Source organism: Virgibacillus proomii (assembly GCF_018916875.1).
Taxonomy (GTDB): Bacteria; Bacillota; Bacilli; order Bacillales; family Amphibacillaceae; genus Virgibacillus; species Virgibacillus proomii_B.
On sequence record NZ_JAHLNO010000004.1, the window covers coordinates 336039 to 362253 of the forward strand.

The 26215-nt window shown below is 34.8% G+C and carries 24 protein-coding genes and 1 pseudogene; 22 read left to right on the forward strand and 3 right to left on the reverse strand.

The features are described 5' to 3' along the window. Nucleotides 1-3: 3 nt before the first annotated feature. The 14 genes from recD2 to KQI21_RS02890 all read left to right on the forward strand — a co-directional run bounded on the left by recD2 (nucleotide 4) and on the right by KQI21_RS02890 (nucleotide 13802). The gene (gene recD2 / locus KQI21_RS02825) at nucleotides 4-2346 is read left to right on the forward strand and encodes an SF1B family DNA helicase RecD2 (RefSeq protein ID WP_216482513.1); all 2343 of its coding nucleotides are present in this window, start codon (nucleotides 4-6) and stop codon (nucleotides 2344-2346) included. Nucleotides 2347-2603: 257 nt separating this feature from the next. Then, on the forward strand, nucleotides 2604-2801 hold the full coding sequence (locus tag KQI21_RS02830) for a YrzR-like zinc ribbon domain (protein WP_216482686.1): 198 nt from the start codon (nucleotides 2604-2606) through the stop codon (nucleotides 2799-2801). Nucleotides 2802-2836: 35 nt separating this feature from the next. Further along, nucleotides 2837-3943, forward strand: coding sequence for an AI-2E family transporter (locus tag KQI21_RS02835; RefSeq protein ID WP_216482515.1), 1107 nt, complete (start codon nucleotides 2837-2839; stop codon nucleotides 3941-3943). Between the two features lie 623 nt (nucleotides 3944-4566). Continuing rightward, a complete protein-coding gene (gene alaS, locus KQI21_RS02840; RefSeq protein ID WP_216482517.1) occupies nucleotides 4567-7209 on the forward strand; it encodes an alanine--tRNA ligase in 2643 nt (880 codons plus the stop codon). A gap of 119 nt (nucleotides 7210-7328) precedes the next feature. Then, the gene (locus KQI21_RS02845) at nucleotides 7329-7598 is read left to right on the forward strand and encodes an IreB family regulatory phosphoprotein (RefSeq protein WP_216482519.1); all 270 of its coding nucleotides are present in this window, start codon (nucleotides 7329-7331) and stop codon (nucleotides 7596-7598) included. After that, nucleotides 7595-8008: a Holliday junction resolvase RuvX gene (gene ruvX, locus KQI21_RS02850; RefSeq protein WP_216482521.1), complete on the forward strand. Its 414-nt coding sequence runs from the start codon at nucleotides 7595-7597 to the stop codon at nucleotides 8006-8008. Before KQI21_RS02845 ends, ruvX begins: the two co-directional genes overlap by 4 nt. A gap of 12 nt (nucleotides 8009-8020) precedes the next feature. Next, nucleotides 8021-8302: a DUF1292 domain-containing protein gene (locus KQI21_RS02855; protein WP_216482523.1), complete on the forward strand. Its 282-nt coding sequence runs from the start codon at nucleotides 8021-8023 to the stop codon at nucleotides 8300-8302. A 121-nt stretch (nucleotides 8303-8423) separates the two neighbouring features. Then, nucleotides 8424-9542 (forward strand): endolytic transglycosylase MltG, encoded by a 1119-nt coding sequence (mltG, locus tag KQI21_RS02860; protein ID WP_216482524.1) that lies wholly within the window; start codon nucleotides 8424-8426, stop codon nucleotides 9540-9542. A gap of 77 nt (nucleotides 9543-9619) precedes the next feature. Beyond that, the gene (locus KQI21_RS02865; protein ID WP_216482525.1) at nucleotides 9620-10258 is read left to right on the forward strand and encodes an O-methyltransferase; all 639 of its coding nucleotides are present in this window, start codon (nucleotides 9620-9622) and stop codon (nucleotides 10256-10258) included. Between the two features lie 17 nt (nucleotides 10259-10275). Further along, entirely contained in the window at nucleotides 10276-10911 is a 636-nt protein-coding gene (gene udk, locus KQI21_RS02870) for a uridine kinase (protein ID WP_216482526.1), read from the forward strand. Between the two features lie 187 nt (nucleotides 10912-11098). After that, entirely contained in the window at nucleotides 11099-11575 is a 477-nt protein-coding gene (gene greA / locus KQI21_RS02875) for a transcription elongation factor GreA (protein WP_216482528.1), read from the forward strand. Nucleotides 11576-12018: 443 nt separating this feature from the next. Further along, nucleotides 12019-12690, forward strand: a complete 672-nt coding sequence (locus KQI21_RS02880) for a YrrS family protein (protein ID WP_216482529.1) — start codon at nucleotides 12019-12021, stop codon at nucleotides 12688-12690. A 26-nt stretch (nucleotides 12691-12716) separates the two neighbouring features. Then, nucleotides 12717-13406, forward strand: coding sequence for a 5'-methylthioadenosine/S-adenosylhomocysteine nucleosidase (gene mtnN / locus KQI21_RS02885; RefSeq protein ID WP_216482531.1), 690 nt, complete (start codon nucleotides 12717-12719; stop codon nucleotides 13404-13406). Nucleotides 13407-13565: 159 nt separating this feature from the next. Beyond that, nucleotides 13566-13802 (forward strand): YrhC family protein, encoded by a 237-nt coding sequence (locus KQI21_RS02890; RefSeq protein ID WP_216482532.1) that lies wholly within the window; start codon nucleotides 13566-13568, stop codon nucleotides 13800-13802. Between the two features lie 2094 nt (nucleotides 13803-15896). Here KQI21_RS02890 and KQI21_RS02895 read toward each other — a convergent pair. Then, entirely contained in the window at nucleotides 15897-16949 is a 1053-nt protein-coding gene (locus KQI21_RS02895; RefSeq protein WP_216482534.1) for a matrixin family metalloprotease, read from the reverse strand. A 760-nt stretch (nucleotides 16950-17709) separates the two neighbouring features. On the opposite strand from KQI21_RS02895, the gene KQI21_RS02900 reads away from it, so the two are divergent. The 7 genes and pseudogenes from KQI21_RS02900 (at nucleotide 17710) to KQI21_RS02930 (ending at nucleotide 22931) form a co-directional block, all read left to right on the forward strand. Then, nucleotides 17710-17874 (forward strand): hypothetical protein, encoded by a 165-nt coding sequence (locus KQI21_RS02900; RefSeq protein ID WP_216482535.1) that lies wholly within the window; start codon nucleotides 17710-17712, stop codon nucleotides 17872-17874. Between the two features lie 577 nt (nucleotides 17875-18451). Continuing rightward, the gene (locus tag KQI21_RS02905) at nucleotides 18452-18901 is read left to right on the forward strand and encodes a hypothetical protein (protein WP_216482536.1); all 450 of its coding nucleotides are present in this window, start codon (nucleotides 18452-18454) and stop codon (nucleotides 18899-18901) included. Between the two features lie 91 nt (nucleotides 18902-18992). Continuing rightward, entirely contained in the window at nucleotides 18993-19136 is a 144-nt protein-coding gene (locus KQI21_RS16660) for a transposase (RefSeq protein ID WP_373687622.1), read from the forward strand. A gap of 619 nt (nucleotides 19137-19755) precedes the next feature. Beyond that, nucleotides 19756-20133, forward strand: a pseudogene (locus tag KQI21_RS02915) (sigma-70 family RNA polymerase sigma factor); the annotation flags it as partial. A gap of 946 nt (nucleotides 20134-21079) precedes the next feature. Next, on the forward strand, nucleotides 21080-21838 hold the full coding sequence (locus KQI21_RS02920; protein WP_253291280.1) for a S8 family serine peptidase: 759 nt from the start codon (nucleotides 21080-21082) through the stop codon (nucleotides 21836-21838). 17 nt (nucleotides 21839-21855) lie between these two features. Further along, entirely contained in the window at nucleotides 21856-22488 is a 633-nt protein-coding gene (locus KQI21_RS02925; RefSeq protein WP_216482539.1) for a hypothetical protein, read from the forward strand. 14 nt (nucleotides 22489-22502) lie between these two features. Beyond that, nucleotides 22503-22931: a hypothetical protein gene (locus tag KQI21_RS02930; protein ID WP_216482540.1), complete on the forward strand. Its 429-nt coding sequence runs from the start codon at nucleotides 22503-22505 to the stop codon at nucleotides 22929-22931. Between the two features lie 583 nt (nucleotides 22932-23514). Here the strand turns inward: KQI21_RS02930 and KQI21_RS02935 are convergent. Next, nucleotides 23515-23718, reverse strand: coding sequence for a hypothetical protein (locus tag KQI21_RS02935; protein ID WP_216482541.1), 204 nt, complete (start codon nucleotides 23716-23718; stop codon nucleotides 23515-23517). A 6-nt stretch (nucleotides 23719-23724) separates the two neighbouring features. Further along, nucleotides 23725-23925 (reverse strand): hypothetical protein, encoded by a 201-nt coding sequence (locus KQI21_RS02940; RefSeq protein ID WP_216482542.1) that lies wholly within the window; start codon nucleotides 23923-23925, stop codon nucleotides 23725-23727. A gap of 655 nt (nucleotides 23926-24580) precedes the next feature. On the opposite strand from KQI21_RS02940, the gene KQI21_RS16485 reads away from it, so the two are divergent. Next, nucleotides 24581-26215, forward strand: coding sequence for a T7SS effector LXG polymorphic toxin (locus tag KQI21_RS16485; RefSeq protein WP_309245494.1), 1635 nt, complete (start codon nucleotides 24581-24583; stop codon nucleotides 26213-26215).

The following is a 26215-nucleotide window of genomic DNA, read 5'->3' on the forward strand; positions in this document are numbered from 1 at the left end:
GGAATGGATCAAGATAACCAAGCGGTTGAGAATCAGCGGTATATTCGTGGTGAATTGCTTCATATGATCTTTCACAACGAACTGGAGCACTTTTCGATTGCAAAAATAAAAGTTATCGAGACGAATGAAGCCTTTGAAGACAAAACAATTGTTATCAAAGGCTATTTTTCCAATTTGCAACCGGAAACGAGCTATTATTTCTATGGCATGTTTGAACGCCATCCTCGGTTTGGCACGCAATATAAAGTAGTTTCTTATCGAACGTTTGTTCCTGCTACAAAGGACGGGTTAATTGCTTATTTATCAAGTGATTTATTTTATGGTGTTGGTAAAAAAACAGCTCAAAGGATCATTGATACGTTGGGAGATACTGCCATCTCAAAAATTTTGGATGATCCAGAAGCATTATCTACCGTTCCAGGTATTAAAAAAGAAACCGCCAAATCTCTCCGGGAAACGTTACTGGAGAATCAAGGCTTTGAACGTGTCGCCGTTTATTTAGCTAATTATAATATTGGCTTAAAGATGGCACAGAAAATTTATGAGCATTATAAAGATGAAGCTGTTGATTTAATTGAAGCCGATCCTTATCAATTCGTGTTTGATATTGAAGGATTTGGTTTTCGGACAGCTGATGAAATTGCTAGACAAATGGGCCTACCTGCCAGTCATCCTAATCGTATTGGGGCAGGTTGCATCTATGTTTTACAACGTTCTGTCCTAGATGGTCATGTTTATTTACCAATGGATGTATGCCTAGCTTCTGTTTTTGACCTATTAGCTCCAGGTGAGATTTCTGAAGCAGTCATTACAGAACAACTGATTGCCTTAAATAAGGATAAAAAGATCATTATTCAAGACGGAAATGTATACTTACCTGTCCTTTATTACGCTGAAGATGGTTTTAGCTCACATTTACAACGAGTGCTTAAGAAAAAGGTAGAGCATCACACGCCATTAGCTGAGCTAATGAAAATTATTGGTGCTATTGAGGAAGAAGAAATCTTATCTTATGGAAAAGAACAATTTGCCGCAATTAATCAGGCGATTCACTCTAAAGTAATGATTCTTACAGGAGGCCCAGGAACGGGGAAAACAACGGTGATTAAAGGGATTTTAAAGGCATATGCAGCGATTCATGAGCTTTCATTAGATAAACAGGATTATAAAAATAATGATGACTTTCCGTTTGTTTTAACTGCTCCAACCGGACGAGCCGCTAAACGGTTAAATGAATCGACTGGTCTTCCGGCGATGACAGCTCATCGACTATTAGGTTGGGACGGCAATCATAACTTTGAAAAAAATGACAGCAATCCATTGTCCGGCAGGTTTTTAATCATTGATGAATTTTCGATGGTTGATATTTGGTTAGCTAATCAATTATTTAAAGCCATCTCTGATGAAATGCAAGTGCTGATTGTCGGTGACGAAGATCAGTTGCCTTCTGTTGGTCCAGGTCAAGTGCTATCCGATCTTTTACGTACAGGGCAAATCCCATACGTTCGGTTAACTGAAGTATACCGTCAGCAAGAAGGTTCCAAAATTATCCAACTTGCCCACGAAATAAAAAATGATCAAGTTATTAACTTAGAAAAAGATAAGGACTTTAATTTTATCCCATGTAATGAGTCACAAATGGTCGATGTGATAACGACCATCTTCACGAAAGCTTTGGAGAAAGGTTTTGACACAAAAGATATTCAAGTACTTGCTCCGATGTATCGTTCGGAAGCTGGCATTACAAAGCTTAATCAAGAGTTGCAAGGAGTTATTAATCCAAAAACCAGGAAAAAAAGAGAAGTCAAAACAACGGATGCGGTGTTTCGAGTGGGCGATAAAGTCATTCAGCTTGTCAATCAACCAGAGGATGGAGTTTATAATGGGGATATTGGAGAGGTTGTCGCTATTTTTCGCGAAGAAGAGAACACAGAACAAGTAGAACAGCTCGTGGTAGCTTATGATGATCGAGAAATAGTGTATGAGCGGAAAGATTATCAAAATATTATGCTTGCTTACTGTATATCGATTCATAAGTCGCAAGGTAGTGAATTTCCAATTGTTATCTTACCTGTAGTACGAGCGTATTATCGGATGTTACGAAAAAATTTATTATATACCGCGATTACAAGAAGTAAACAATCATTAATTATTTGTGGGGAAAAGCAGTCTTTTTTATACGGCATTTCTACAGTTGATACAAACCAGCGCTATACAAGCCTTGTAGAAAATTTACATGCTAAACTTGGCGATGATGACAAAACAGTTAGCATGGAAAAGGCAGAGGAGGATAGTGAAACAGTTACTAAAGAAGATGCCGATCTTTCTCCATATGATTTTATGTAAGGAGGAAGTATATTTTTTCCAAATTTGGGTTAGCATGATGATAAAGTGAAACTTCATTCCGTGGAACGCTTTTCCACGGAATGTTAGTACCGCAAGGGGTATAACCTTAAAGGCCTCCCGAACGAATCGGGCATTAGGAGTCGTTACCTCCCACTTAGACTTCTGCGTGTTTTCCATAACCTCGGAAGTAGGAATCTTACGGTACCTTAGATGCGGAATGAATAATACAAGAACATTAAATTTAAAAGGAGTACTTGATCATGCGATGCCCAAATTGTCATGGAAAAGATATCGGAAAAATTGGTACGAGTCAATACTATTGTTGGAATTGCTTCATTGAAATGACCGTGCAAAATAATAAATTAACGATTCATCAGGTAGAAGCAGATGGTTCATTAAGCTCGTTAAATGACTTATTCAATGAGGATGAAAGAACGATCTATGGCAACTTCTAAACTTTTATATTTACAGCTAGTGGGAGGCTAAACCTATGTTTAAAAACAATCGGAGTTTAAACTTCCTTTATTGGCTGCTAATTGGTATATCTCTTTTCCTATTCTTTTATTTAATGATTAAACTGTTCCCTTTTTATAAAGCAGTTTTTTTAGTTATTTGGCGTGTATTAGCTCCATTTGTTATCTCCTGCTTGATCGCATATTTATTATATCCGATTGTCCGTATGATTCATCAATACAATGTTCCAAAAGGGGTTGCAGTATTAATTATCTATGTGCTCTTTTTTGGTGGCACCGCTTATTTAATTTATCGAGTTTATCCAATGATTGTTATGCAAGTAAGAGAATTAAACGAACAATTTCCGCAATTTGTAACGATGTATGAAAAAACTATTTATCAAATGTATGAATATACCTCGTTCTTACCTGAAACGGTGCATGATAAATTTGATCAATTGCTTATACGTATTGAAAATGGCCTGGATCGTTTGTTGGAACGATTGGTAAATGGCTTTACGAAGGTATTCGACTTCGTTGTTTTTATCACTGTTATACCAGTGCTTGTTTTTTATTTTTTAAAGGATTATGACCAAATTAAAGACTATACAAAACAATTTATCCCATTCAAATATCGATCTACCTCTAGTAAAATATTGCATGGCATTGATGAAAGCTTAGGCAATTACATTCGTGGTCAGCTTATTGTTTGTTTATTTGTTAGCCTTACATCATTTGTGGTTTTCAAATTCGTCTTGGGGCTGGATTTTGCCCTGTTATTAGCGATCTTAATGGGAATAACGAATCTAATCCCATATTTTGGTCCTATTATTGGAGCGGCTCCCGCTGTATTAATTGCTTTCACTATCTCCACTAAGCTTGTTTTTTTTGTGATTTTGTCTGTGTTTGTTATTCAATTAATTGAAAGCAATTTGTTGTCACCTTACATTGTAGGAAAAAGCATTAATATCCATCCAGCAGCGATTATCTTCGCTTTATTACTAGGAGGTCAATTGTTTGGAGTAATTGGTATGATTATTGCTGTACCACTGATGACAGTGCTAAAAGTAGTAGTCAAAGATGTTCTGATTGGGAGAAAATACAGCCAAAACCATAAAGCTTCTAATCCATCGGCTCCAACATAATTGACATTTTAATAGATGTTTTTTATAATAACGTATAACAAGCATATAGTCCATAATGCGTTGAAGGTTCTGAGTACATGATACGTGCTTTTTCTAGAGAGGGGATTCCATGGCTGTAAGAACCCCCAAAGTTCACATCATGGAAGCTGTTCTGGAGTGCGTCTCATCCCCGCCGGTTACATACCGTTATCATGTATAAGTGATGAATACGAATGTATTCATAATAAGGGTGGTACCGCGATTAATCTCGTCCCTGCAAATGCAGAGAGGGGATTTTTTTAATTTTATCCCGCATATAAGGTGCCGTAAGACTCCCACTTCAAGAGCCTGAGTTGGTACAAAAGGCTCTAAGTGGGAGAAAACGGCACCTAAATGCCCGATTCGTTCGGGAGGACTTTAGGTCATAGCCCTTGCGGTACTAACATTCATAGGGGGTAAAGGAAACCTCCTACTGAATGAAGTTTACTTTATTATAATTAGAACTTTCGGTACAAATAGGGTAAAAATTGAACCTTAGCGTTTTACACTTAAATATAGTTACTTTTAATTACTCGTTCAAAAGGAGAAAAAAGGTAAGACTTTTGAACAAGAATCTTTAAATAAAGTTGCAGGAGGAAGGAATAATGAAACGATTAACTTCAGCACAAGTAAGACAAATGTTTCTTGATTTTTTTAAGGAAAAAGGGCATCGTGTAGAGCCTAGTGCACCGTTAATTCCAAAGGACGATCCGACTTTACTATGGATTAATAGTGGTGTGGCTACCTTAAAGAAATATTTTGATGGACGAGTCATTCCTGATAATCCACGGATTGTTAATGCCCAAAAGTCGATTCGTACAAATGATATTGAAAATGTAGGGTTTACAGCAAGGCATCACACGTTTTTTGAGATGCTGGGAAACTTTTCAATAGGTGACTATTTTAAACAAGAAGCGGTTGAATGGGCATGGGAGTTTCTAACGAGTGATAAATGGATTGGTTTTGATAAAAATCGGTTGTCCGTTACGGTACATCCGGAAGATGATGAGGCATACGATATTTGGCTAAACACAATTGGTTTACCAGAAGAACGAATTATTCGTTTAGAAGAAAATTTTTGGGATATTGGTGAGGGACCTAGTGGACCAAATACGGAAATCTTTTACGATCGTGGGGAAAAATATGGCAATGACCCCAATGATCCTGAGCTTTATCCGGGTGGAGAAAATGATCGTTATTTAGAAATATGGAATCTGGTTTTCTCACAATTTAATCACAACCCAGATGATACATATACGCCACTACCTAAAAAGAATATAGATACAGGACTTGGGCTAGAACGAATTGTATCCGTAATTCAAAATGTTCCAACTAACTTTGAAACGGATCTGTTTATGCCGATAATAAAAAAGACAGAGGAATTAGCTACAACGAAATATGGAGAAAGTAAGATGGGAGATACTGCCTACAAAGTAATTGCCGACCATGTTCGTACGGTTAGCTTTGCGATAGGAGATGGCGCTGTACCTTCAAATGAAGGAAGAGGTTACGTGCTACGAAGGTTAATTCGCCGCGCTGTTCGGTTTGCTAAAGAAATTGGCATCGAAAAACCATTTATGTATGAGCTTGTTTCTGTTGTTGCTGATGTTATGAAAGATTTCTATGATCAAGTTGTAAAGAAGCAGGAATTTATTAAAGAAATGATCAAAGTCGAAGAAGAGAGATTCCATGAAACACTTCATGATGGTTTAGAAATATTAACAACGATTATCAACCATGAGAAAGCGAAGGGAAATTCCGTATTTCCGGGTGTCGAAGTATTTCGTTTATACGATACGTATGGTTTCCCGAAAGAACTAACCGAAGAATATGTGAAAGCAGAAGGTTTTTCTATTGACGAAGCAGGTTTTCAAGCGGAAATGGAAAAACAAAGAGAACGAGCTCGCAAGGCTCGACAAAAGGTAGATTCCATGCAGGTGCAAGGAGGTGCGCTGTCAGAAATAGACGTTGAGAGTGAATTCGTCGGATACACAAGCACAAAACAAAATACGACGATTGCAGCGATCATTAAAGGAGATGAGCATGTTAAGCAAACAAAAGCAGATGAAGAAGTATATCTACTATTGCATCAGACTCCTTTTTACGCTGAAAGTGGCGGACAAATCGCTGACAGAGGGATGATTTATACGAAATATGCAACTGCCCAGGTTGAAGATGTACAAAAATCTCCCAAAGGACAGCATGTTCACCGTGTTCGCGTCATTAAAGGAGACTTGTCTGTAGGTGAAACGGTTACGGCAGAAGTGGATGCATCCAAACGCTCGTTTATTGTAAAAAACCATACCGCTACACATTTATTACATCAAGCTTTAAAAGATGTGTTAGGAGATCATGTCAATCAAGCGGGATCTTTAGTAACATCAGAGCGACTCCGTTTTGACTTCTCGCATTATCACGCAGTTACGAAACAAGAACTAGCAAAAATCGAGCAAATTGTTAATGAGAAGATTTGGGAATCTATTCCATTGCAAATTACGAATGAGACATTAGAGGATGCAAAAAACATGGGGGCGATGGCCCTATTTGGGGAAAAATATGGTGATATTGTTCGAGTAGTTAAAGTCGGTGATTACAGTATAGAATTATGCGGTGGTTGCCATGTTATCAATACTTCAGAAATCGGTTTGTTTAAAATTATTTCTGAAAGTGGAATAGGAGCGGGAGTAAGGAGAATTGAAGCTGTAACAAGTAAACAAGCTTATGAACTATTGTCAGGAAGATTAGAGATATTACAGCAAGCAGCGCAATTAGTAAAGGCGAACGAAGCAGCTGTTCCTGAGAAAATCGAAGGTCTATTCCATGAAATTAAGCAATTGACAAAAGAGACGGAATCACTCCGCGCGAAAATAACAAATAAGGAAGCTGCTTCCATGCTAGATAATGTTGAAAAAGTTGCTGGTATTTCCGTTCTGGCACAAAAAGTAGATGTTCGTGATATGAAGCAATTGCGTAGTATGGTGGATGATTTAAAACAGAAACTGGATTCTGGTATCATTCTACTAGCAATGGAGAATAATGATAAGGTACAATTAGCGGCTGGTCTATCAAAGGATTTAGTCGATAAAGGTTTTCATGCTGGTCACTTAATTAAACAAGCTGCTGAAGCTTGTGGTGGTGGCGGTGGCGGCCGTCCAGATATGGCCCAAGCCGGAGGAAAGGATCCTTCAAAAATAAACCAAGCATTACAGACCGCTGTCGATTATGTAAAAGAAAAGGTTAATCCATAAATTGTATATCTTTTCGTAAAAAAGATATAATTAATTCTACAAACATGTTAAGATAAGATAAAAGATGTTACGATATGATGAAGCTAATAGATGAATGATCCCAAGATTGAGGTGTCATGATGAGTTCAATTGATAAAACAATGAAATTTAATTTTTCGGAAGAGCCATTTGACCAAGATATTAGAGAAATACTTAACAAAGTATATGAAGCATTAAAGGAAAAAGGGTATAATCCGATTAATCAGATTGTCGGCTACTTATTATCCGGTGATCCTGCATATATTCCAAGATACAAAGATGCACGTAATTTAATTCGGAAAATTGAACGAGATGAATTGATAGAAGAGCTGGTTAAATTTTATTTAGAACACCAGAAGATAGACAAATGAAACTAATGGGATTAGATGTCGGGTCTAAAACGATAGGGATCGCGGTCAGTGATCCCTTTGGCTGGACCGCACAAGGCATTACGACAATAAAATGGAATGAAGCAGACATAACATCTGCAGACGAAGCGTTAAAAAAAATTATAAACGAGCATCAAGTTGGGAAAGCTATTGTTGGACTTCCTAAAAATATGAATGGCACAATTGGCGAGCGTGGTGAAGCATCAATTGCTTTTGCCAAGCATATCGAAAAAACATTTGGAATTCCAACGGAACTTTGGGATGAACGTTTGACGACAATGGCAGCTGAAAGAGTTTTACTTGAAGCAGACGTCAGTAGAAAAAAACGTAAGAAAGTAGTCGATAAAATGGCGGCAGTAATGATTTTACAAGGCTACTTAGACCAGAAATAAAGGAGTGGAAAAATGGCACTTGAAGAAAAAGAACGAATTATAATTCCGGATGAAAACGGTGAAGAACATTTGTTCGAAGTCTTATTCACTTTTGATGTGGATGAAAATCATCAATCTTACATCGCAGTGACACCTGTTGAACAATCGGAAGAAGAGGAAGTAGAAGTATATGCTTTCCGCTATGAAGAAAAAGATGAAGATGATTTATCACTGTTTCCAATCGAATCGGACGAAGAATGGGAAATGGTAGAAGAAATGCTCAACACACTTGCAGATCAGGAAAACGATTCATAATAAAGGATCTGGCAATAAAAGCTGATGTCTGAATATGGGCATCAGCTTTTATTTTTACATAAAATGATGGCATCTGTTGCCAAGTTTTAGTATAATATAGCGGAACGAGGAGGAAACCGATATGTCCAAACAGAAAAATACAAATGATTTTAAGGACAACCTCATAGCTCGTAGCGAAGAAGCTAAAACAGTTCGTAAGATTGCAGCTTTCATTATTTTAGCGTTGTTGACAATTTTTATTATTACTGTTGTTTTTGGTTATTTTTATATAAAGTCTGCTTTAGGACCCGTTGATCCAGACAGTAAGAAAGAAATTGAAATAACCATTCCAATTGGTTCTTCGTCTTCTGAAATTGCAGCAATGCTGGAAGAAAAAGGCGTTATTAAAAATGCACTTGTATTTCGCTTTTATACTAAATTCAATAATGAAACGAACTTTCAAGCTGGAGAATATACATTCACCCCGTCCATGAGTTTAAATGAGATTATTGAATCATTAAATAATGGGAAATTAATGGCGGAAGCATTATATAAGGTAACGATTCCTGAGGGCAAAACAATTGATGAAATAGCCGAGATCTATGCGAAAGAATTAAACTTCACGAAGAAAGAGTTTTTGAAAAAAGTAAACGATCAGGACTATATTAAAGAATTAATGGATCGTTATCCTTCCATTTTATCGAAAGAAATCTTAAACAAGGAAATTAGGACACCGTTGGAAGGCTATTTATTTGCTTCGACGTATGAATTCTATGAGGAAGATCCAAGTGTAGATGTTGTTGTTAATGAAATGATGGAAAAAACAGAAGCAATTTTAACCAAATATTTAGATGAAATAAAAAATCAAGGCTATACGGTACATGAAGCTGTAACATTTGCTTCGGTAGTAGAAAAAGAAGCAAGCAGTGAAGACCAACGTAAGAAGATTGCTGGTGTATTTTTAAATCGTTTGGAAAAAGGAATGAAGCTTCAGACAGATCCCACTGTATTATACGCACTTGGTAAGCATAAAGACCGGGTATTATATAAGGATTTAGAAGTAAAATCACCATTTAATACGTACTATATAGAAGGATTACCGGTTGGACCAATTGGAAACTTTGCAGAAAGTTCTTTACAAGCAGTGCTAAAACCGGAAAAATCTAATTATTTATACTTTCTTCATAGTAAAAAAGGAAAAATTTATTATGCTGAAACATTAAAACAGCATAATAAAAACAAACAGAAGTATATAAAATAACTGCCACCTATCATCCCCCTATCTTTTCTGGTATAGGGGGATGAAGTCGGTTTTAAATCGAAAAAAGAGGGAATTTCATGAATGACAACATAAAAGCTTATTTAGCAAGCAATATACCAGAGCGAAATTTTAAAGTTCAACAAATGGAAGAGTATGCACAAGCAAATCGTATTCCAATAATGGATCCGGTCAGTATCCATTTCGTACAACAACTGCTCTATCTAAACAAGCCAAGACGAATTTTAGAAATTGGTACGGCAATTGGTTATTCAGCGATACGCATGATAGAGGCTAGCCCTAAGGCAAAGCTTGTTACTATTGAACGAGATGAAGTACGGTACAACGAAGCAGTGAACAATGTTCGAACATATGGCTTACAAGAACAAATTCAAATAATCTTTGGTGATGCATTAGAAGAGCTAAAAGACTTGCAAAATGATGAATTATTTGATGTAATATTGATCGATGCTGCTAAAGGGCAGTATCGTCGTTTTTTTGAACTTTCCTCCCCTTTATTAACAGAAAATGGCATTATCATTACAGATAATGTGTTATTCCGAGGATATGTTGCTCAACCAGAGTTAACACCACCAAGATATAAAAAAATGGTCGAGAAACTAATTTCTTATAATGAATGGCTCATGCACAATCCCGGTTTTACGACAAGTATTGTTCCGGTCGGCGATGGTATAGCGATCAGCATAAAGCAAACATAGAAGGGAGCCTATATCCAATGAAAGATCAACCTGTTGTTATTGGCGTTGCAGGAGGAAGCGGTAGTGGCAAAACCTCGGTTACACGGTCTATTTGCCAGCGATTTTCTGACCAAACAATCCTTGTCATTGAACAAGATTATTATTATAAAGATCAAAGTCATTTGCCGTTTGAACAGCGTTTAAATACAAATTATGACCATCCGCTAGCTTTTGATAATGATCTGTTAATTGAACACTTGCATTGTTTATTAAATGGTCAGTCTATAGATCAACCTATTTATGATTATAAACTGCATACTCGTTCAAAAGATGTCGTCCGTGTAGACCCAAAGGATGTTATTATTTTAGAAGGTATATTAATTTTGGAAGATCCACGTCTTGTGAATTTAATGGATATAAAAGTGTATGTAGATACAGATGCTGATTTACGAATTATTCGCAGATTAATGCGTGATATTAAAGAACGTGGTAGATCTTTGGAATCTGTAATCGAACAATATATTCAAAAGGTGAGACCATCACATTTGCAATTTATTGAACCGACCAAGCGCTATGCGGATATTATTATTCCGGAAGGCGGTCAAAATCATGTAGCTATCGACATCATGGCTACTAAAATCGAGAAAATACTTTTAAAACATCAGCAACAATAATTTGATAAAAGGTATTGAAAATTAGCTGAAATTCTGCCATAGTAATGGTTAGTACATTTTTAGATTATGGAGCGCTTACATTTGAAAAAATTTACAGGCTCCATGTTAAAAGTATCAGATTGCTTCATATCGATGATTGAACTAGTTTAAACAGAACGGTTGAAGTAATAAAAAGGAGTGTTTGGAAATGGCTATAGAGAAAAGTTATTACATGACACAAGAGGGGAAAGAAAAATTAGAGCAAGAATTGCATTATTTAAAAACTGAGCGTCGGCAAGAAGTCGTTGAGCGCATTAAAATAGCTCGTGATTTTGGAGATCTTTCAGAGAACTCCGAGTATGATGCGGCAAAAGATGAGCAGGCGTTTGTAGAGTCGCGAATCGCTCAGCTTGAGAAAATGATTCGAAATTCAGTCATTATTGAAAATGATAATGAAAATCCAAATGTCGTCACTTTAGGTAAATCGGTAACATTTCAAGAACTTCCTGATGGAGAAAAAGAAACGTATACGATTGTTGGAAGTGCAGAAGCGGATCCGTTTGAAGGCAAAATATCAAATGATTCACCAATGGCACAGAGTCTAATTGGGCAAGAAGTTGGAGCTGAGGTTTCTGTTACGACACCAGGTGGAGATATTCAAGTTAAGATTGTTAGTGTGGAATAAATTTATCCTACACCTGCCGTAAGATTCCCCTTCAAGGAGAAACTCCTCGTATGAAGTTTCACATTATTGTAGTTTAAAAAGACAGCGAATTCCGCTGTCTTTTTTTCTTCGAAGGTATAAAACTCTTTAACGTAGAAGTTAATTTTGGGAAGTAAGGATAGCCTATGTATCCAATATAAGTGCAACTAGCTCCTCTTTACTAAACTTTCTTTACTTGATGCTTTAGAAAGTGTAGCTCTCTAATTCATGAAATTGAATCATATTTGATTTGCATGCTTTCGATAAGTTAATCTTCGTCTACGTATCGAAAGCGTTGGATTCGCTTTTGGTAACAATGTTGAAGGTTGTTTCAACATAGCAAAAAAAATGTTATACTCCTGGCATGTAATTCTATGTTATAAATATGATATTATAATAGAGTAATGATAGGAGGGCTCCAAGACATGGAAGATTTTGATAGAGTTTCTCGGGTCGATAAATTTGAAAAACGTAGAAAAAACACAAAATCGATTTTAATTTTAGTTGTGATAGGTGTGATCTTACTTGTTTTCCTGCTAGGTTTTTGGATGTTTGGCGGCAAGGATGATGAAGCTGCTAAGGATGAGAACAATAATGCTGCTCCTCAATCTGAAGAAAACAATTCAGAACAAGATGGTGATGAAGAAGCAGATCAATTTACTAGAATTGAGGAGAAGGAAGAGCAAGCATCTGATCAAGACGCAAATCAAGAACAACAGGATAAAGAAGGAGAAACATCTGAAACTAATGCAGTGGTGGAAACTGAGCAGGTACAGCCTTCTGATGACAATGTAATCGAAGCCTATATTGGAGATTGGCAACCCATTGGTACGGAGCAGACAGGATCACATACAACTGATTACAATGATGGTTCTCAAGATAGAAAGGAAATAGCAAAAGCGGTTTCTGAAGTAACAGGTTTACAGGAAGAGTCAATGGTTACTCATTGGGTAGGTAATGGAGGAGAACAGAAGGTAGAAGCGACCGTATCGGATGCAAATAACTCACAAATTTACCGAGTTTATTTAACCTGGATAGATGAACGGGGTTGGAAACCAACAAAAGTAGAAAAACTAAAGCAAGTGATGATACACTAACCTATTTCTTTATGGAGGCATTTTATATGACGATAGGAATTATTGGAGCAATGGATGAGGAAGTAGCTTTATTAAAGGAGAAGTTGCGTGATAAAGAGGAACTTAAAGTAGCAAATTGCTTATTCGTTCAAGGTAACTTATTTGATAAACAAGTAGTTTTGCTAAAATCTGGTATTGGTAAAGTAAATGCTGCAATGGCAACTACTATTTTACATGAACGTTTTTCACCTGAATATGTGATTAATACCGGATCTGCAGGTGGATTTGCTGAGGATTTAGAAGTAGGAGATGTAGTTATTTCCACTCAAGTAGTACATCATGATGTGGATGCGACAGCATTTGATTACGCCTATGGTCAAGTACCAAAAATGCCAGCTATGTATGATGCTGACATAAGATTAGTGGCAAAGGCTGCTAACATAATTAAAGAGATGAATATCGCTTATAAAGAGGGGATTATAGCTACTGGTGACTCATTTATGGCTGATTCAGACCGTGTTACATTTGTACGGAAAAAATTTCCGACCATGATTGCTGCAGAAATGGAAGCAGCAGCTATTGCCCAAGTATGCTATCAATATGGTACACCATTTGTTATCATTCGAGCACTGTCTGACATTGCGGGTAAAGAATCGGCCATTTCATTTGATCGATTTTTGCAAACAGCAGCAACGAATGCAGCAAATATGATTATAAAGTTTATCCGAACTAACTAGAGATCTCCTACACATAGTTATAACTTACTCGCTCATAATAATAGATATTAACGAAATAAACAAATATTCAGATGCGTGTTTGTAGAATTATCCAATAATTACCTCCTAAACTTTCTTCTAATCTATGATACATTATTAAAGTGAAGGAGGTAATTTTACGTGATAGATGAAAAACAGAAGCAATTGGAAGAAAAATATATAGACTATCAACGATTTGTAGGGGCATTACTAATTTTAGCGAGCTATTTATTTTTAGGTGCGATGATTTATACGTATATTCGACCTTCTGATGATGGGAAGTGGTTGTTAGGGTTAACACTACTTGCGTTAGCGGTAGGTTTTTGGTTTACTTATAAACAACGGCGAATTAAAAAAACAATTAATGAGAAGCGCTAACGCTTTAGATAAGAGTTGGCGCTTTTAAGATGTTCATATAAATAAAACATATGTTCATAAAGTGGATGATCTATGTAAATAAATTCACATGGATGCCAATTTATTAATCAGCTCCTAGTTCCGCTTCCGTTTTAATCTTAACTTCTGTCATTATGATTAATAATAGAAATACTGCTACAAGAACGAAAAATAATTTCTTCAATTGATTTCTCCCCTTTTAGTAATTATAAATAAATTATGTAGGAGTTTGGTTTTGAGTGATAGGATTACCTGCTAGTCATGAAGTTGAGTGTAAAAGAGCAGTATTATTGTATTAAGATAATCCGGAATATAACCGTCATAAGTATCGTTTTATTAAGGTGAAGATACCAAGTTATTTGGAAGATAGCGTAGAATTAGTGTCAGCTAAGGAAAAAATGAAGTTTTATGACGCAAAAATGATAAATAAGGAATGCGATGAATAACCCCCATCAACTCTGTTTATCTAATATACATATTTTTATATTAAGGCTGAATCATGTGATAAGAGACTATTTCGGTGGCCGCTTTTTCATTTAGCAGATATCTTTAAGGTGACAAGATAACACGCTGTTTAAACAGTAAACTGAGATAAGTAGTTCATGCATTTAAAACTATCAAATCAGAATTAAGAACATCTTTTTCATTGTGGTTTTCAAAATAATCCTTCTATATTTTTATTTAATTAACTATGATAGGATTAATATAAAGTATTTGGGGAATTCTGAACATATTATATCGAGCTTTTTTGTTTTAGGTACGCACGCTATTACCAAAAATATTACACAATAAAGCTGTACACTAAAAAGGTATTGAAGGATAAAGGAATATAAGTTTATACAAAAAATCAAAGGAGCGGGGAGTAGATGAAATTACAGCGGGATGTAAAAATAAAAAACAAAAAGTAATGTATTTAAGCATTTTATTTTTTATATATTTTGTTATTGGAATGCTTGTTTTGTTTTATATAGACTTTTCTCCTATTATTAAATTTGTGCTTTTAGTTATTTTAATTTTTTCCACACAATTTTTCAAAAAACGAATTCAAACTAAAACAGTAAATAGTTGATTTGGATACTTAAACTTCAATGGATATATATATAATTTTTTCAGAAGGAGCAATTTTAAGAAAAACAACAACCTCAAAAGAAGCATACTTGTTTACTAAAGGAAGAATTAAAGGGAGTTCTGGATAGAGTGTTGGTGGTAAAAATATTAATATTGCTAAAAAGCATAAGCTTCTTGAAAAGTTAAAAGGTTAATCATCTCAGCTTGAAAGTACGGTTGTAGATAAGGTTAGTAAGGAAATTATTGAAGACTAAGAGATATCAATTATTCTACAGATGCTGATTATGATGCAGGAACCCGTACTTAATATTTGCCTCCCACAATTGATTAGAACCGTTAATGATACGGTTTTGTGCTAGTTTTCGGGATGTGAGATTTTCTTTTGGCGTTGTGGGCGTAAAATACTCAACTCCTTGCATAATCGATAACTTTTTTCTCATTAATTTTTAAGAAGGTTTCGTAAAATGGCTATTTCAAGATCCTTTTCACTGAGTAACGTCTTAAGTTTTTCGTTCTCTTTTGACAACACTTTTGCATCAAGAAGAATAACGACAGCACATCCCCATATTTGCGGATTTTTACTCAGTACACCAACGGCTTACCATGTTCAGGCTTTAGATTATACCGACGGGTTCACTAAGGACTTATTTCCCGTTTCTGTGGCACATAAGAGGATTGAGTGAACAGAATTTTAAAGTCCTAAATAAAACTGATTTCGAAAAAATATAATATACATTTTCCTAGTAAATTTATAAAATAATTAGAAGATAGGACTATCTCCCGCTGATCTTAAATGACTTTTTTATTTGGTCTGCTTTAGTTACTCATTTATGATAAAAATGAACACAAGGAACAGAATTTGTTAACCATCTATACATTAAAGTTGTGGGCATAACAAGAAGGCTCTTCATGCCCTGCCTTCTTGTTATGTATATTACCTGAACACCATTGAATGCGGCAGTGTTATATTAAAATAAGAAACAGATCCAAATAATTGCTAAACAATAGTTATCGACTATAAATTCTTCTAAGGTCATTAATGTCGTTTTCGGTTGGCTTTGTAATTCTGGTTAACCAATAGTTATTCATTATAGAATAATCCGACCTGTGGTTCAGTTTTAATACATGTCCAATTTCATGAGTAGCTAGAGCTTCTAAATAAGAAGCGCTTCTCTGGTTTACTCTATTCCATTGAATGACTGTACCGCCTGTAACATTTGAACCATAGGATTGCCACCATCCATATCCATCATAACCTCTGGCATAACCTTCACCTAAAGTTATAGGGGCATTTTGTGATTGTGACAACCAAACAACACCGGTATTATTCCAGTTTCGTATAGCATTTTCATAAGCCTGTATAAAAGCTGGAATATCCGTGGTAATTCTTACATTATACGAAACTAACGCTCGATTTGGTTGAGTTGGTTGATTGGCATCAGGTGGGTTTCCATTAATAAAAGCTGATGAAACATAATACTTTACACCATTTCTCTCATAAAAAAACCATCTGTTATCAGGTGCGTTTGTCCAGTAGTCATGAAACGAGCTGCCTGTCGTCCAGCCAGAAAATTGTACACGCGTATTTGGATATATCTGGTCAACGATACGCGCAGTATCTGACGGCGCAGTCCGGACATTTACCAGGATCGGGGCGGATACACCACTAAAATTAACAATATACGAGTCAGATGGCTTATTTACTCCTGTCTCAGGTGGGTTTCCATTAATAAAAGCTGATGAAACATAATACTTCACACCATTTCTCTCATAAAAAAACCATCTATTATCAAGTGTATTTGTCCAGTAGTCATGAAACGAGCTGCCCGTTGTCCAGCCAGAAAATTGTACACGCGTATCTGGATATATCTGGTCAACGATACGCGCAGTATCTGACGGCGCAGTCCGGACATTTACCGGGATCGGGGCGGATACACCGCTAAAATTAACGGTATATTCCGATTGAGCTTGTGCATTTGACGAATTTATAAAATGACCGTTTACAATAATAATAAACGTTATGGTGAGTAATAATATTTTACTTAAAGTTCTCTTTGACATCAAAATCTGTCCCCTTATTGAATTTTTAGTTTTCAATTCAGTTTTCCATGACAAAAAGTGTATTCGTTTAAACGATTCATACGATAGTATCATCTTATAGAGTTGCGTTCGTTGTAGCTGCGACGTATTTGCTTGCAATTTCATTTTTTATTATTGTATCGTTTCAATAAATCCCCTTCCATCCAAATAGAGTGAATATGGAATCTTTGCATTTACACTCAACCATTTCGTTAGATATACTAGTGTTTCAATTGTGTTATGTCTTTATCTATAGTATCACCCCTCCTTGATTACAGCTCTTGAAGCAGCTCAAGGCCATAATAATTATAGCAAACAAGACTTCATTATCCTGAGTTATTCATAGAAATACACAATACTTTTAAACTTCATGTCGATTAAAGTTAGGCAAATTGTTCATTCATCAAATAAATATACAGGTTCATGTAAAAATTCTATAAAATAAGTTATAAAAATCATCGAAATAGTTCGGCTCTTAATACTATGCGAAGTATAATAGAAGTATAAAAAAGAGATGAACAAGTGGAATACTTAAAAAAAGTAGAGCCTCAGCCATTTCAATTCTTACTACTTACAAACCTTGGTTGTCAGTTCAAAAGTCATGGTTAGAAAATGAAAAGCTGAGGCAAAAAATAGTTTTACTCATTATTATGCTATCTATTTTAGCGGTATTAGGTGTATGGAACCTGTTCTTGCTCAATACTAAAAAAGAAATTACAGACGGAAAAGGAGAGGTTAGGAGATGAACAATCAAACAGAAGCAAATAAGCGTTGGCAGAAGAATAACAAGGATCGGGCTAAATATCTTAGCGATAGATCAAAAGCAAGGAACTTCATTCGCAACTTGGCTACACTCGAAGATATACAAGAATTTAGACAATTATTAAAGGAACGTGAGGATCATTAAAGTAGTGAAACAAAAATTGAAGTTCAGCATGCGAAAGCCTAGCCTTAAAAAGCGTGTAGCTGCTAGGGACAAGCATAAAAAGACAGGTGATCCATCGTGTGGGTTTTAAAATTTCCTAAGGATATGGATGGACATATAATAAGGTTTATAACAAAACCACATTTATATCTTTAAACTGTTTGAATAGCTTAGCTTTCTAGTTTGATAAAAGAGCTTTTTTTGTAAAAAGTAACTGTTGATAAACATAATCTACTTGCATACAATGAGAACAAAAGTTCCTTCATGTAGGTGAACAACATGAATAACGACCTAAGAAAAATTACTATTAATTTTATTGTTATTCCATTAGTAATAGCTGTCTTTAGGAATGATCAAAACCATTTTAGTTAATCTTCAGGAGTCTAACATATATTTGGATTTAACTGATGAAGCAATTAGACTTTCAAAAAAAGACCTTATCACAACTAAGCAAAAAAATGTACAGCAAACTACCTTTTAGACATAAAAAGAATCGGTAAAACAGAATATAAATGGTTTAGAGTTAGAAAAGGAAGAAGAGTAGAAAGGAGATGCAACTTTGACTCAATACTATTACATATCATCACCGCATAAGCTTCCTAAAGGTAATTTTGGTTCTCAACCTGTATCCGAAAAACAGCCTAATTTCTTTAGTAATGAGCTAGATGCAATAGAACTAATATTTGAAGATAATTACGACTCTAAAACAAAAAAAAGATTTAAATATGTACCAATACTACCATTTAAATATCAAGTAGCTGTTTATAATAATTTTTTACCTATTAAAAATCATGAAATAGGAAACTCTTTCGAGGAAAAATGCTTACACTTATTATATGAATATCTCCATACTGCATTACATGGAAGTGGAATACTAGAATTCTGCACTTGTCTAAACGGTACCGAAGAACGAGGTGATTGGACTAAAAAAACCTTACATTGGTCTGATATAAAATCTCCTTATGATTTAGTTCTTAAAGATAGAGAATTATGCGAGATATTAATATAGCAGGCTAACTATAATGTCTTTTTAATTTATTGAGTTTCCCGAAATTATTGACATTCTGTACCCCATCCAACTAAGGACGGGACTGTTTTTTATTTCACACGCATTTTTTACCCAACAGGAATCTTATTTACATCAATACTGGGGACAGCATTTGTGGGCAAGAGGATATTTCTACGCAACGGTAGGCAAAGTGGATGAAGAGAACGATAAGAAACTATATAACGAATCAGTTTAATGAAGAAAAGAACGATATATTCCAAATAGAAGATTGAGTTCAGTCAACGTTTAACGTGCTTTAGCATGGGATTTCAGATGACTTGAGTCTTAACAACGACTTTAGTCGTCGACATTCATGTCCAAATCCACCGCTTTAGCAGGTCGGTCGTTTAAGGAGAAAATTGAAATGGGAACTATAAAATTTATCCTGGATATAAGGTCCGTAAGACTCCCATTTCAAGAGTTGTAGGCGATACGAAGAAGTCTAAGTGTGTTCTACCTCTATCAGTAGGAGATATGAGGAAAACACCTACTGATAGAAGTTTCACTTTATAATTAGATCACATTAAAAACTTGTACACCTTTTCTGAATAAATTTTCTTTAGAAGAGATGAAAGAAAAATATACATAACTGCTGATCGACTGTTTGCACAAAAAATAAATTGAATATTTCCTATTTAATTTTGTAATCAAGACAAAGACCACATCTCCTGCTAACCTTATATAACTTTTTTATTTCCTCTGCCTTTGTTACTAATTCATGATAAAATGAACATAATGAACCGAACATGTTAACCATCTATACAATAAAGTTACGGGGCATAACCAGAGAGCTCTTCCCGCCTTGCCTTCTTGTTATAGGGAATGAAATATTAATGCATTTACGAGCATTAAAAAAAGTGAAAAAAGATGTATCTTTACATGATCCAATTGGTCAAGATAAAGAGGGTAATGAAATCAGCCTAATCGATATTTTAGAAGCAGAAAACCAAAATATTATTGAATTTATTCAATTAAATATGGAAATAGAAAAATTAGAGGATTACTTTGGAATTTTAGATAATCGCGAGCGTGAAGTAATTATTTATCGTTACGGATTAAACGATCAAAAAGAATTAACTCAGCGTGAGATAGCTAAGAAGTTAAACATCTCAAGAAGCTATGTATCTCGTATTGAAAAACGAGCATTAATGAAGGTCTTTCATGAATATTACCGAAAGGAAAGAAGGCAGTAAAGAAAGTCTTTTTAAATTTTTATAGATGATTGTTTTTCCTAACAGAAATTTAAATACAGGGAAGGTTTTCCAATTAAATTACTGTAACAATAAATTATAAATACCGTAGTTTTTAACTTTCTCTCTGTTCTTTAGTACTTTTTTCCAAACTATGAGCAATCTAATTGAAACATTAAGCGAAGAACTTCTACATGATTTAAATTTTAACGAAAATGAGAATGGAGATGTAATGGTCTTTAAGGTGTATTACCTTCTCTTAAAAAAAACAAATAAAGACCTTCAACAAAAAATGAGAGAAACAGAGAAGTTTTTGAAACTTAGTTCTACCAGATAACTGGAGGACACTGAATGACAGCTATTGCAGCTGTCGTTCGGTGTCCTTTTTAAATTTTTTCTAAAAAAGAAAGGGTGAGAAAATGTTTGCTTTCATCGTTCTTGTAGTTACCGTTCTTTCATTTGTTGTCTCGAATTTTGTATTGTTTTCCAATCTTCATCGCTAAGCGTAATTACTTTTGAATAATGTTTGTAGTATTTTCTTGTTGCTGCATATGGATTTTTTCTTAGGGTTTTAATCGCAAACTTAATAGGTAAAAAAGTAAGGTTAAATGCAAATTAGATAATTTAATAGCGATTTCAAAAACTCCTATAAGTTGAGTTAAGCTAGAACCTCTATAAATCTTTAAGTACAATTTATTGTTGAAAATATTGGTAATACTATAATTTGGTTTGATATTGTTTTTATTATAGATAGGAGATGCATAATTCTTTAAGTTGATATTGAAGAATAGAGAGGAGGGGTTGTATAAAAAAATATGTATTTTCTTTAATTATAATAATAGTATTAATACTTATATTCATCTATTTTATTACTTCTAATAGTAAGAACAAAAAAGAAGTAAATGGAGAAACCGACAGGGAAAATTGGGCATTTGAGTATTTGAATATTATGGATATTAGAAAAAACTATAATATAAACGGACAAGGAATTAAAATTGGTTTAATAGATACAGGGATTTCTAATAAAGGCTTTGCAACTGATGGAATTAACTTAATTGATAATAACAAAGACTTTACTGATCATCACTGTCACGGAACTCATATTTCCGGGATTTTAAAAGATGAAAAATATGGAGTCGCTCCTAGTGCGGATCTATATGTTGTAAAGGCATTAGATAAAAACTTAAACGGAAAGATTAAGGATATAGCTAATGGAGTTGAATGGTTGATAGACAAGAATACAGATATTATATTATTGCCATTGGGAACATCTGAAAACTCTAAAGAGCTGAGAAATGTAATTTCTAAGGCAAATGAGAGTAATATTTTGGTTGTTTCTTCTATAGGTAATTATGGGTTAAATATTGAAGTAGAAGTTTTATATCCAGCCAAATATAAGGATGTAATTGGAGTTGGAGCGTTATCTGCTAATGGAGAAATTTGGAGTGGAACCACTCTAGGACAAGGTTTAGATATACTGTTACCTGGACAAAGGGTGAAGAGTTTGTCGCTAGAAGGAGAAACTTTACTTGCTAGCGGAACATCTATGGCTTCAGCCTATATGGCTGGTTTCTTAGCGCTATATTTAGAACATTATAACTATTTTGATAGACATGAGATAAAGGAGCAGTTTTTTCGTCAAATGAATAGGCTACCCTTAATAAACAAGGTTAGAAAAATGGAAACAGAAATTTTTATAAAAAAGTAAGTGGGAGATATATAATTATGAAAAAAGGTTTTATAACTTTAATATCTATTTTTATGCTTAGTTACTTAGTATTTAGTACTTCAATTACACATGCTTCACCTAATAATTTGTATTCAGACAATCTTGTGGAAATTGACCAAAATTATATAGAAGAACTGAGTAAGGAAACAGGTGTGGATTTTTCCACAGTTAATATGGAAAATTTCGAAGAAGAATTTTCATTTTTAGTAAATGATCCAGTGTTTCGACAACTTGAAGAAAGGTTAGTTCTTGACTCTCAAGAAGTATATATTCATGAGGGCGAGGTTGCTGGTCAGTGGGTGCCATTAATTGCTGGACCTGTTAGAGTTTTAGCTTCCAAGGTTGGGAAAAAAGTCATGGGAAAAGCGTGGAAAGTGGCTAAGCCTCATGTCACTAAAGCGATGAAAAATTTAAAACGGTATAAGTTCTACTCTAAACCAAAAAGTGGTAGGTATATTGGTATAATAGATAAAAAGTCTAAGAAAAAACAAAAGACCATCTTCGCTTTAGATTATCATAAGTATAGTGTGAAGGGAAAAAGAACTACAAAACCAGTTTTGCATTATCATAAGGCTCCTAATTTAAAAACACATTATAACATTTATCCGAGAAAGCCAAAAATGAAATAGGGAGTTGGGTTGTTATGAATAAATATATTTATGAATTGGAAGATGATGTTTCAAATGAAAAGTTGAATGAGATTATAACTACCATTTTTCCTAATAATCAAATTATTTACTTTATGATGTCAGAAGTTCACAGCGATTTTAAGAAAGAGCTGGATGAATTTTATAAAACTGATATTAACTACCTTATTAATAATAAAAAGAAATATGTAGTAGGTTGTATAGAAAAAATGTCAATAAAATACTTATATGAATTTTACGAGAGGGGGATGGAATTACCATTTGTTGTAACTGATCAAAAAGTTGATTTTTCTTTTAAAAGTAGCCTTTCATGGAATCACGACAAGTTTTATGATTTATTTGAATTAAATAAAGTCCCTCACGTTAAATTTGGTCCAGATAATGAAACCTTAATTTATATAGACTATGAAAGTGATAATAATTAGTATATAAAATATGGCAGTAACTAACTTAAAGAATGTTAAAAAGTTTGGCACATAAGTTGAAAAATAATTCATTTTTGAGCCAGTCTTTTCTTTTAACTAATCCATACAACATGTTACATCTTTTTATTAATGGGTGGCATGATGTAAATTTATGCCACCTCAAAAAGTGGGTTTTAAGTAAGATGAGAGTGTGATATTAACATTTTGTTAGCATTGAGGATAATTAATGGAGGCTTCTCATAAGTTGATCAAACTTTTGAGGAAGCTTCTTTTTTTAAAAAAGAAAAGGGGGCTGGGACATAAACAAATACTAAATAGCAAAAAACGAACAATTCATTTATAATTGTTTGGTTTGTTTGTGTTAAAAAAATTCCTATCATCGCTACGTCAAAATATTTCGCTTTCCGCGGGCACGGCCTCAGCTTCCTCGGAAAGCAAAGATCGCTTTCCTGCGGGATCTTCAGCTCGAGCTATTCCCGCAGGAGTCTACATATTTTGACTACGCTAAAAACTTGCGTATACACAAGGACGATTTATTGTTCGTTTTTTAATCAGCTGTTTTAGTTTTGTCCCAGCCTCTGTATCACTTAAACAACTTCTTAATCAGTTTAAACACATCAAATGTTGTTTTATTATATACCTTATTATATGCTGCTTTTTTAGGATTACGTACCCATCCATATCCTTTAGGCATTTTTAAACCCGCACGATGGACAACCTGCCTTTTTATGCTTGTCCTAGCAGCTATACGCTTTTTAAGGCTAGGCTTACGTATACCGAACTTCAATTGGATTCACTCCTTTGACAACCCTCTTTTTGCTTCATATTTTTTTATATCTTCCTCTAAGTAAAGAGGGAGAGAGTTATCATGTACCCACATAACGGGCTTTGGAAAATCATTATGTCTTAACTCCCAATTTTTAACTACTTGTCTAGTGACGTTCCAACGACGTGCAAGGTCAGCTTTAGAGTATAGTTTTGGTAAATCTGTCATCACATTCACTTCTTTTCTTTTGCTGGTAATATCATTTTAATAATAAAGAGTATAAACCATAATACACTTACTACTAATCCAATCCAGCTTAATGTAGTCATGTTGTTAAAGTCAATCTCTAAAAGCAGTATCGCCATTAAAACAAACGCCAATAAGTCAGTACTATTTATTCTATTCATAAGCATATGGAGAATGTGGTATAATATTTATAGGGAGGGGCTTTCACCTCTCTTGCTGTTAGTCCTTGTCATTGCTTTTGGTTAATCTGTCATAAATATCAAGTAGCGCCTTGATACTACCGATTATTCCAGCAATGATGAGGACTATATTTCTTACATCCTCCATTTCTTTCCCTCCTTTCTATATTTATATTATAGCATAAGTTGTTTACGTTGTAAACAACTAAATGAAAAATGTTTTATTTATGGATAATATTTCTATATTTTAAAGAAAAAGAGAGGATAATCTTGTACTACTATAACCTATGAAGGCTTTTTTGTCGCAACAAACCACCTCCTCATGACCATAATCGAAATGAGTTACGGGGAGGTGGCATTTTTTATTTCCTCCATAAACAATTCAATAAATTTGGCGCTTTTAGTATAATGAACTAACAGGGACAATTGAATTTCAACTAAGATGGGGGGAGATATCCATTAAGGCGCTTTATGTAGGGGAATGTCATAGCTTCATCGACAAAACATTAGCGCAACTAGAACAGATACATACACAAATCAAAAACATCCAGAAAAGCATAGAAGGAATTATAGCTTTAGAAGAAGCTTTTAAAGGGAAAACAGCCAATTCTATTCGAACATTTTACAAAGAGGTACACATGCCGTTTCTGTTGTTCTTAGAAGGGTTCATTGATAATTATTCGAATACGTTACGTGAAATAAAACAGTCCATTGATGAACTGGAACCGGACAGGAATGGAGTTATTCGAGAAGATTTTCTTGCCGACGGTGTTCAACGAGGACTTAAACGGGCAGAACATGTGGCAATGATGCTAACCGATGAAGCAAATGCTATTCTTCAATCGGTTAGAGATATTATTCATATTCGGGATATAAATGATGGAGAGTTCCTGGATAAAGTACAACATGCAAAGAAAATGACACACAAGACCATTGAAAAGCTGTATTTATTTGATCAGCACAATACAGCTAAGCTAGAGCCTGTGGAGCAAGATCTTCATACAATGAAAAACTATGTAAGTCGAATTAGAGAGTTAGGAAACAGCGGTCAGATAAATATTGCAACGTACAAGGCAAGAAAGATAGCTGATCAAAAAATTCATAAGCAGCTTATGCAAGGTCTCATGAAAAAGGCTGGAAAGAATGCCATAGACTTAGAAGTAATCATGGGGGAGCTTGGCAAACGTCTATTTTCGAAGTTTATCCCACTAGCAACGATTCCGATTAACTATTTGCAGAAGCATTTTGGACTGAAAACGATGGATTACAGTTATCGTGCTATGCATGCCGTCTTAGCAGCAACGGGAGATAGTTTAACTGCAAGTGAGTTTTCAACAATCGAGCATCTTGTTGTTTCAAAAGTAAAGGTTTCGGATTACAAGGGAGTAAGACAAGGAATTTATTACACCTTAGCTGATGGCAGGAAAGTGCGGGAGTTTGAATCAGAAACAGGTATAAATTATGAACTGGTTCGTACGATTCCAGCTAATCGACATAAGCCAAAGGAGCCGGAAAAAAGCTGGTTAGAAAAGGCTGCCGATGGTGTAAAAGATACATTTGTAAAAGCAGGAGAATTTGGTGCAACGGCAGTAAAGGAAACTGCTGACTTTCTCATTTTAGATGATGTTAAAACGGTAATGGATCCAGAGGCTTCTACAGTTGATAGAGTAATTTCTGGAGCTTCGATTATTCCAGCAGGAAAGGCTTTAAAGCTGATTAAAGCTGGCGAAGGTGCATTTAAATTTGCGAACAAAGGTAAACATACAGCGAAAAGAGTTAATAAGCCGTATTCAAACCCCCAAAATAGACCAAAGTACGGAAAAGGACAAGTTGAAAAGGTTTGGGGAGATGCACAGGACATAGATGGAAAAGTGTATGATCCAAACACTGGTGAAGAATTGTTTTGGAATAAAAGTAAAACTAGAGCTGGTCAATGGGATATGGGGCATACGCCTGAAAATAAATATAGTAAGTGGCATAAAAAATATATTGAAGGTGAATTAACAAAAGAAGAGTTTTTGAAGTGGTACAGGGACCCTAAAAATTATAGACCTGAAAGTCCTTCTGCAAATAGAAGTCATAAATACGAATAA

What these genes read in the sequence shown, in the direction of transcription:
- recD2 (WP_216482513.1), top strand. Translation starts at nt 4, where the DNA reads ATGGATCAAGATAACCAAGCGGTTGAGAATCAGCGGTATATTCGTGGT.
- KQI21_RS02835 (WP_216482515.1), top strand. Translation starts at nt 2,837, where the DNA reads ATGTTTAAAAACAATCGGAGTTTAAACTTCCTTTATTGGCTGCTAATT.
- alaS (WP_216482517.1), top strand. Translation starts at nt 4,567, where the DNA reads ATGAAACGATTAACTTCAGCACAAGTAAGACAAATGTTTCTTGATTTT.
- KQI21_RS02845 (WP_216482519.1), top strand. Translation starts at nt 7,329, where the DNA reads ATGAGTTCAATTGATAAAACAATGAAATTTAATTTTTCGGAAGAGCCA.
- ruvX (WP_216482521.1), top strand. Translation starts at nt 7,595, where the DNA reads ATGAAACTAATGGGATTAGATGTCGGGTCTAAAACGATAGGGATCGCG.
- KQI21_RS02855 (WP_216482523.1), top strand. Translation starts at nt 8,021, where the DNA reads ATGGCACTTGAAGAAAAAGAACGAATTATAATTCCGGATGAAAACGGT.
- mltG (WP_216482524.1), top strand. Translation starts at nt 8,424, where the DNA reads ATGTCCAAACAGAAAAATACAAATGATTTTAAGGACAACCTCATAGCT.
- KQI21_RS02865 (WP_216482525.1), top strand. Translation starts at nt 9,620, where the DNA reads ATGAATGACAACATAAAAGCTTATTTAGCAAGCAATATACCAGAGCGA.
- udk (WP_216482526.1), top strand. Translation starts at nt 10,276, where the DNA reads ATGAAAGATCAACCTGTTGTTATTGGCGTTGCAGGAGGAAGCGGTAGT.
- greA (WP_216482528.1), top strand. Translation starts at nt 11,099, where the DNA reads ATGGCTATAGAGAAAAGTTATTACATGACACAAGAGGGGAAAGAAAAA.
- KQI21_RS02880 (WP_216482529.1), top strand. Translation starts at nt 12,019, where the DNA reads ATGGAAGATTTTGATAGAGTTTCTCGGGTCGATAAATTTGAAAAACGT.
- mtnN (WP_216482531.1), top strand. Translation starts at nt 12,717, where the DNA reads ATGACGATAGGAATTATTGGAGCAATGGATGAGGAAGTAGCTTTATTA.
- KQI21_RS02895 (WP_216482534.1), bottom strand. Translation starts at nt 16,949, where the DNA reads ATGTCAAAGAGAACTTTAAGTAAAATATTATTACTCACCATAACGTTT.
- KQI21_RS02900 (WP_216482535.1), top strand. Translation starts at nt 17,710, where the DNA reads ATGAACAATCAAACAGAAGCAAATAAGCGTTGGCAGAAGAATAACAAG.
- KQI21_RS02920 (WP_253291280.1), top strand. Translation starts at nt 21,080, where the DNA reads ATGGATATTAGAAAAAACTATAATATAAACGGACAAGGAATTAAAATT.
- KQI21_RS02925 (WP_216482539.1), top strand. Translation starts at nt 21,856, where the DNA reads ATGAAAAAAGGTTTTATAACTTTAATATCTATTTTTATGCTTAGTTAC.
- KQI21_RS02930 (WP_216482540.1), top strand. Translation starts at nt 22,503, where the DNA reads ATGAATAAATATATTTATGAATTGGAAGATGATGTTTCAAATGAAAAG.
- KQI21_RS02940 (WP_216482542.1), bottom strand. Translation starts at nt 23,925, where the DNA reads ATGACAGATTTACCAAAACTATACTCTAAAGCTGACCTTGCACGTCGT.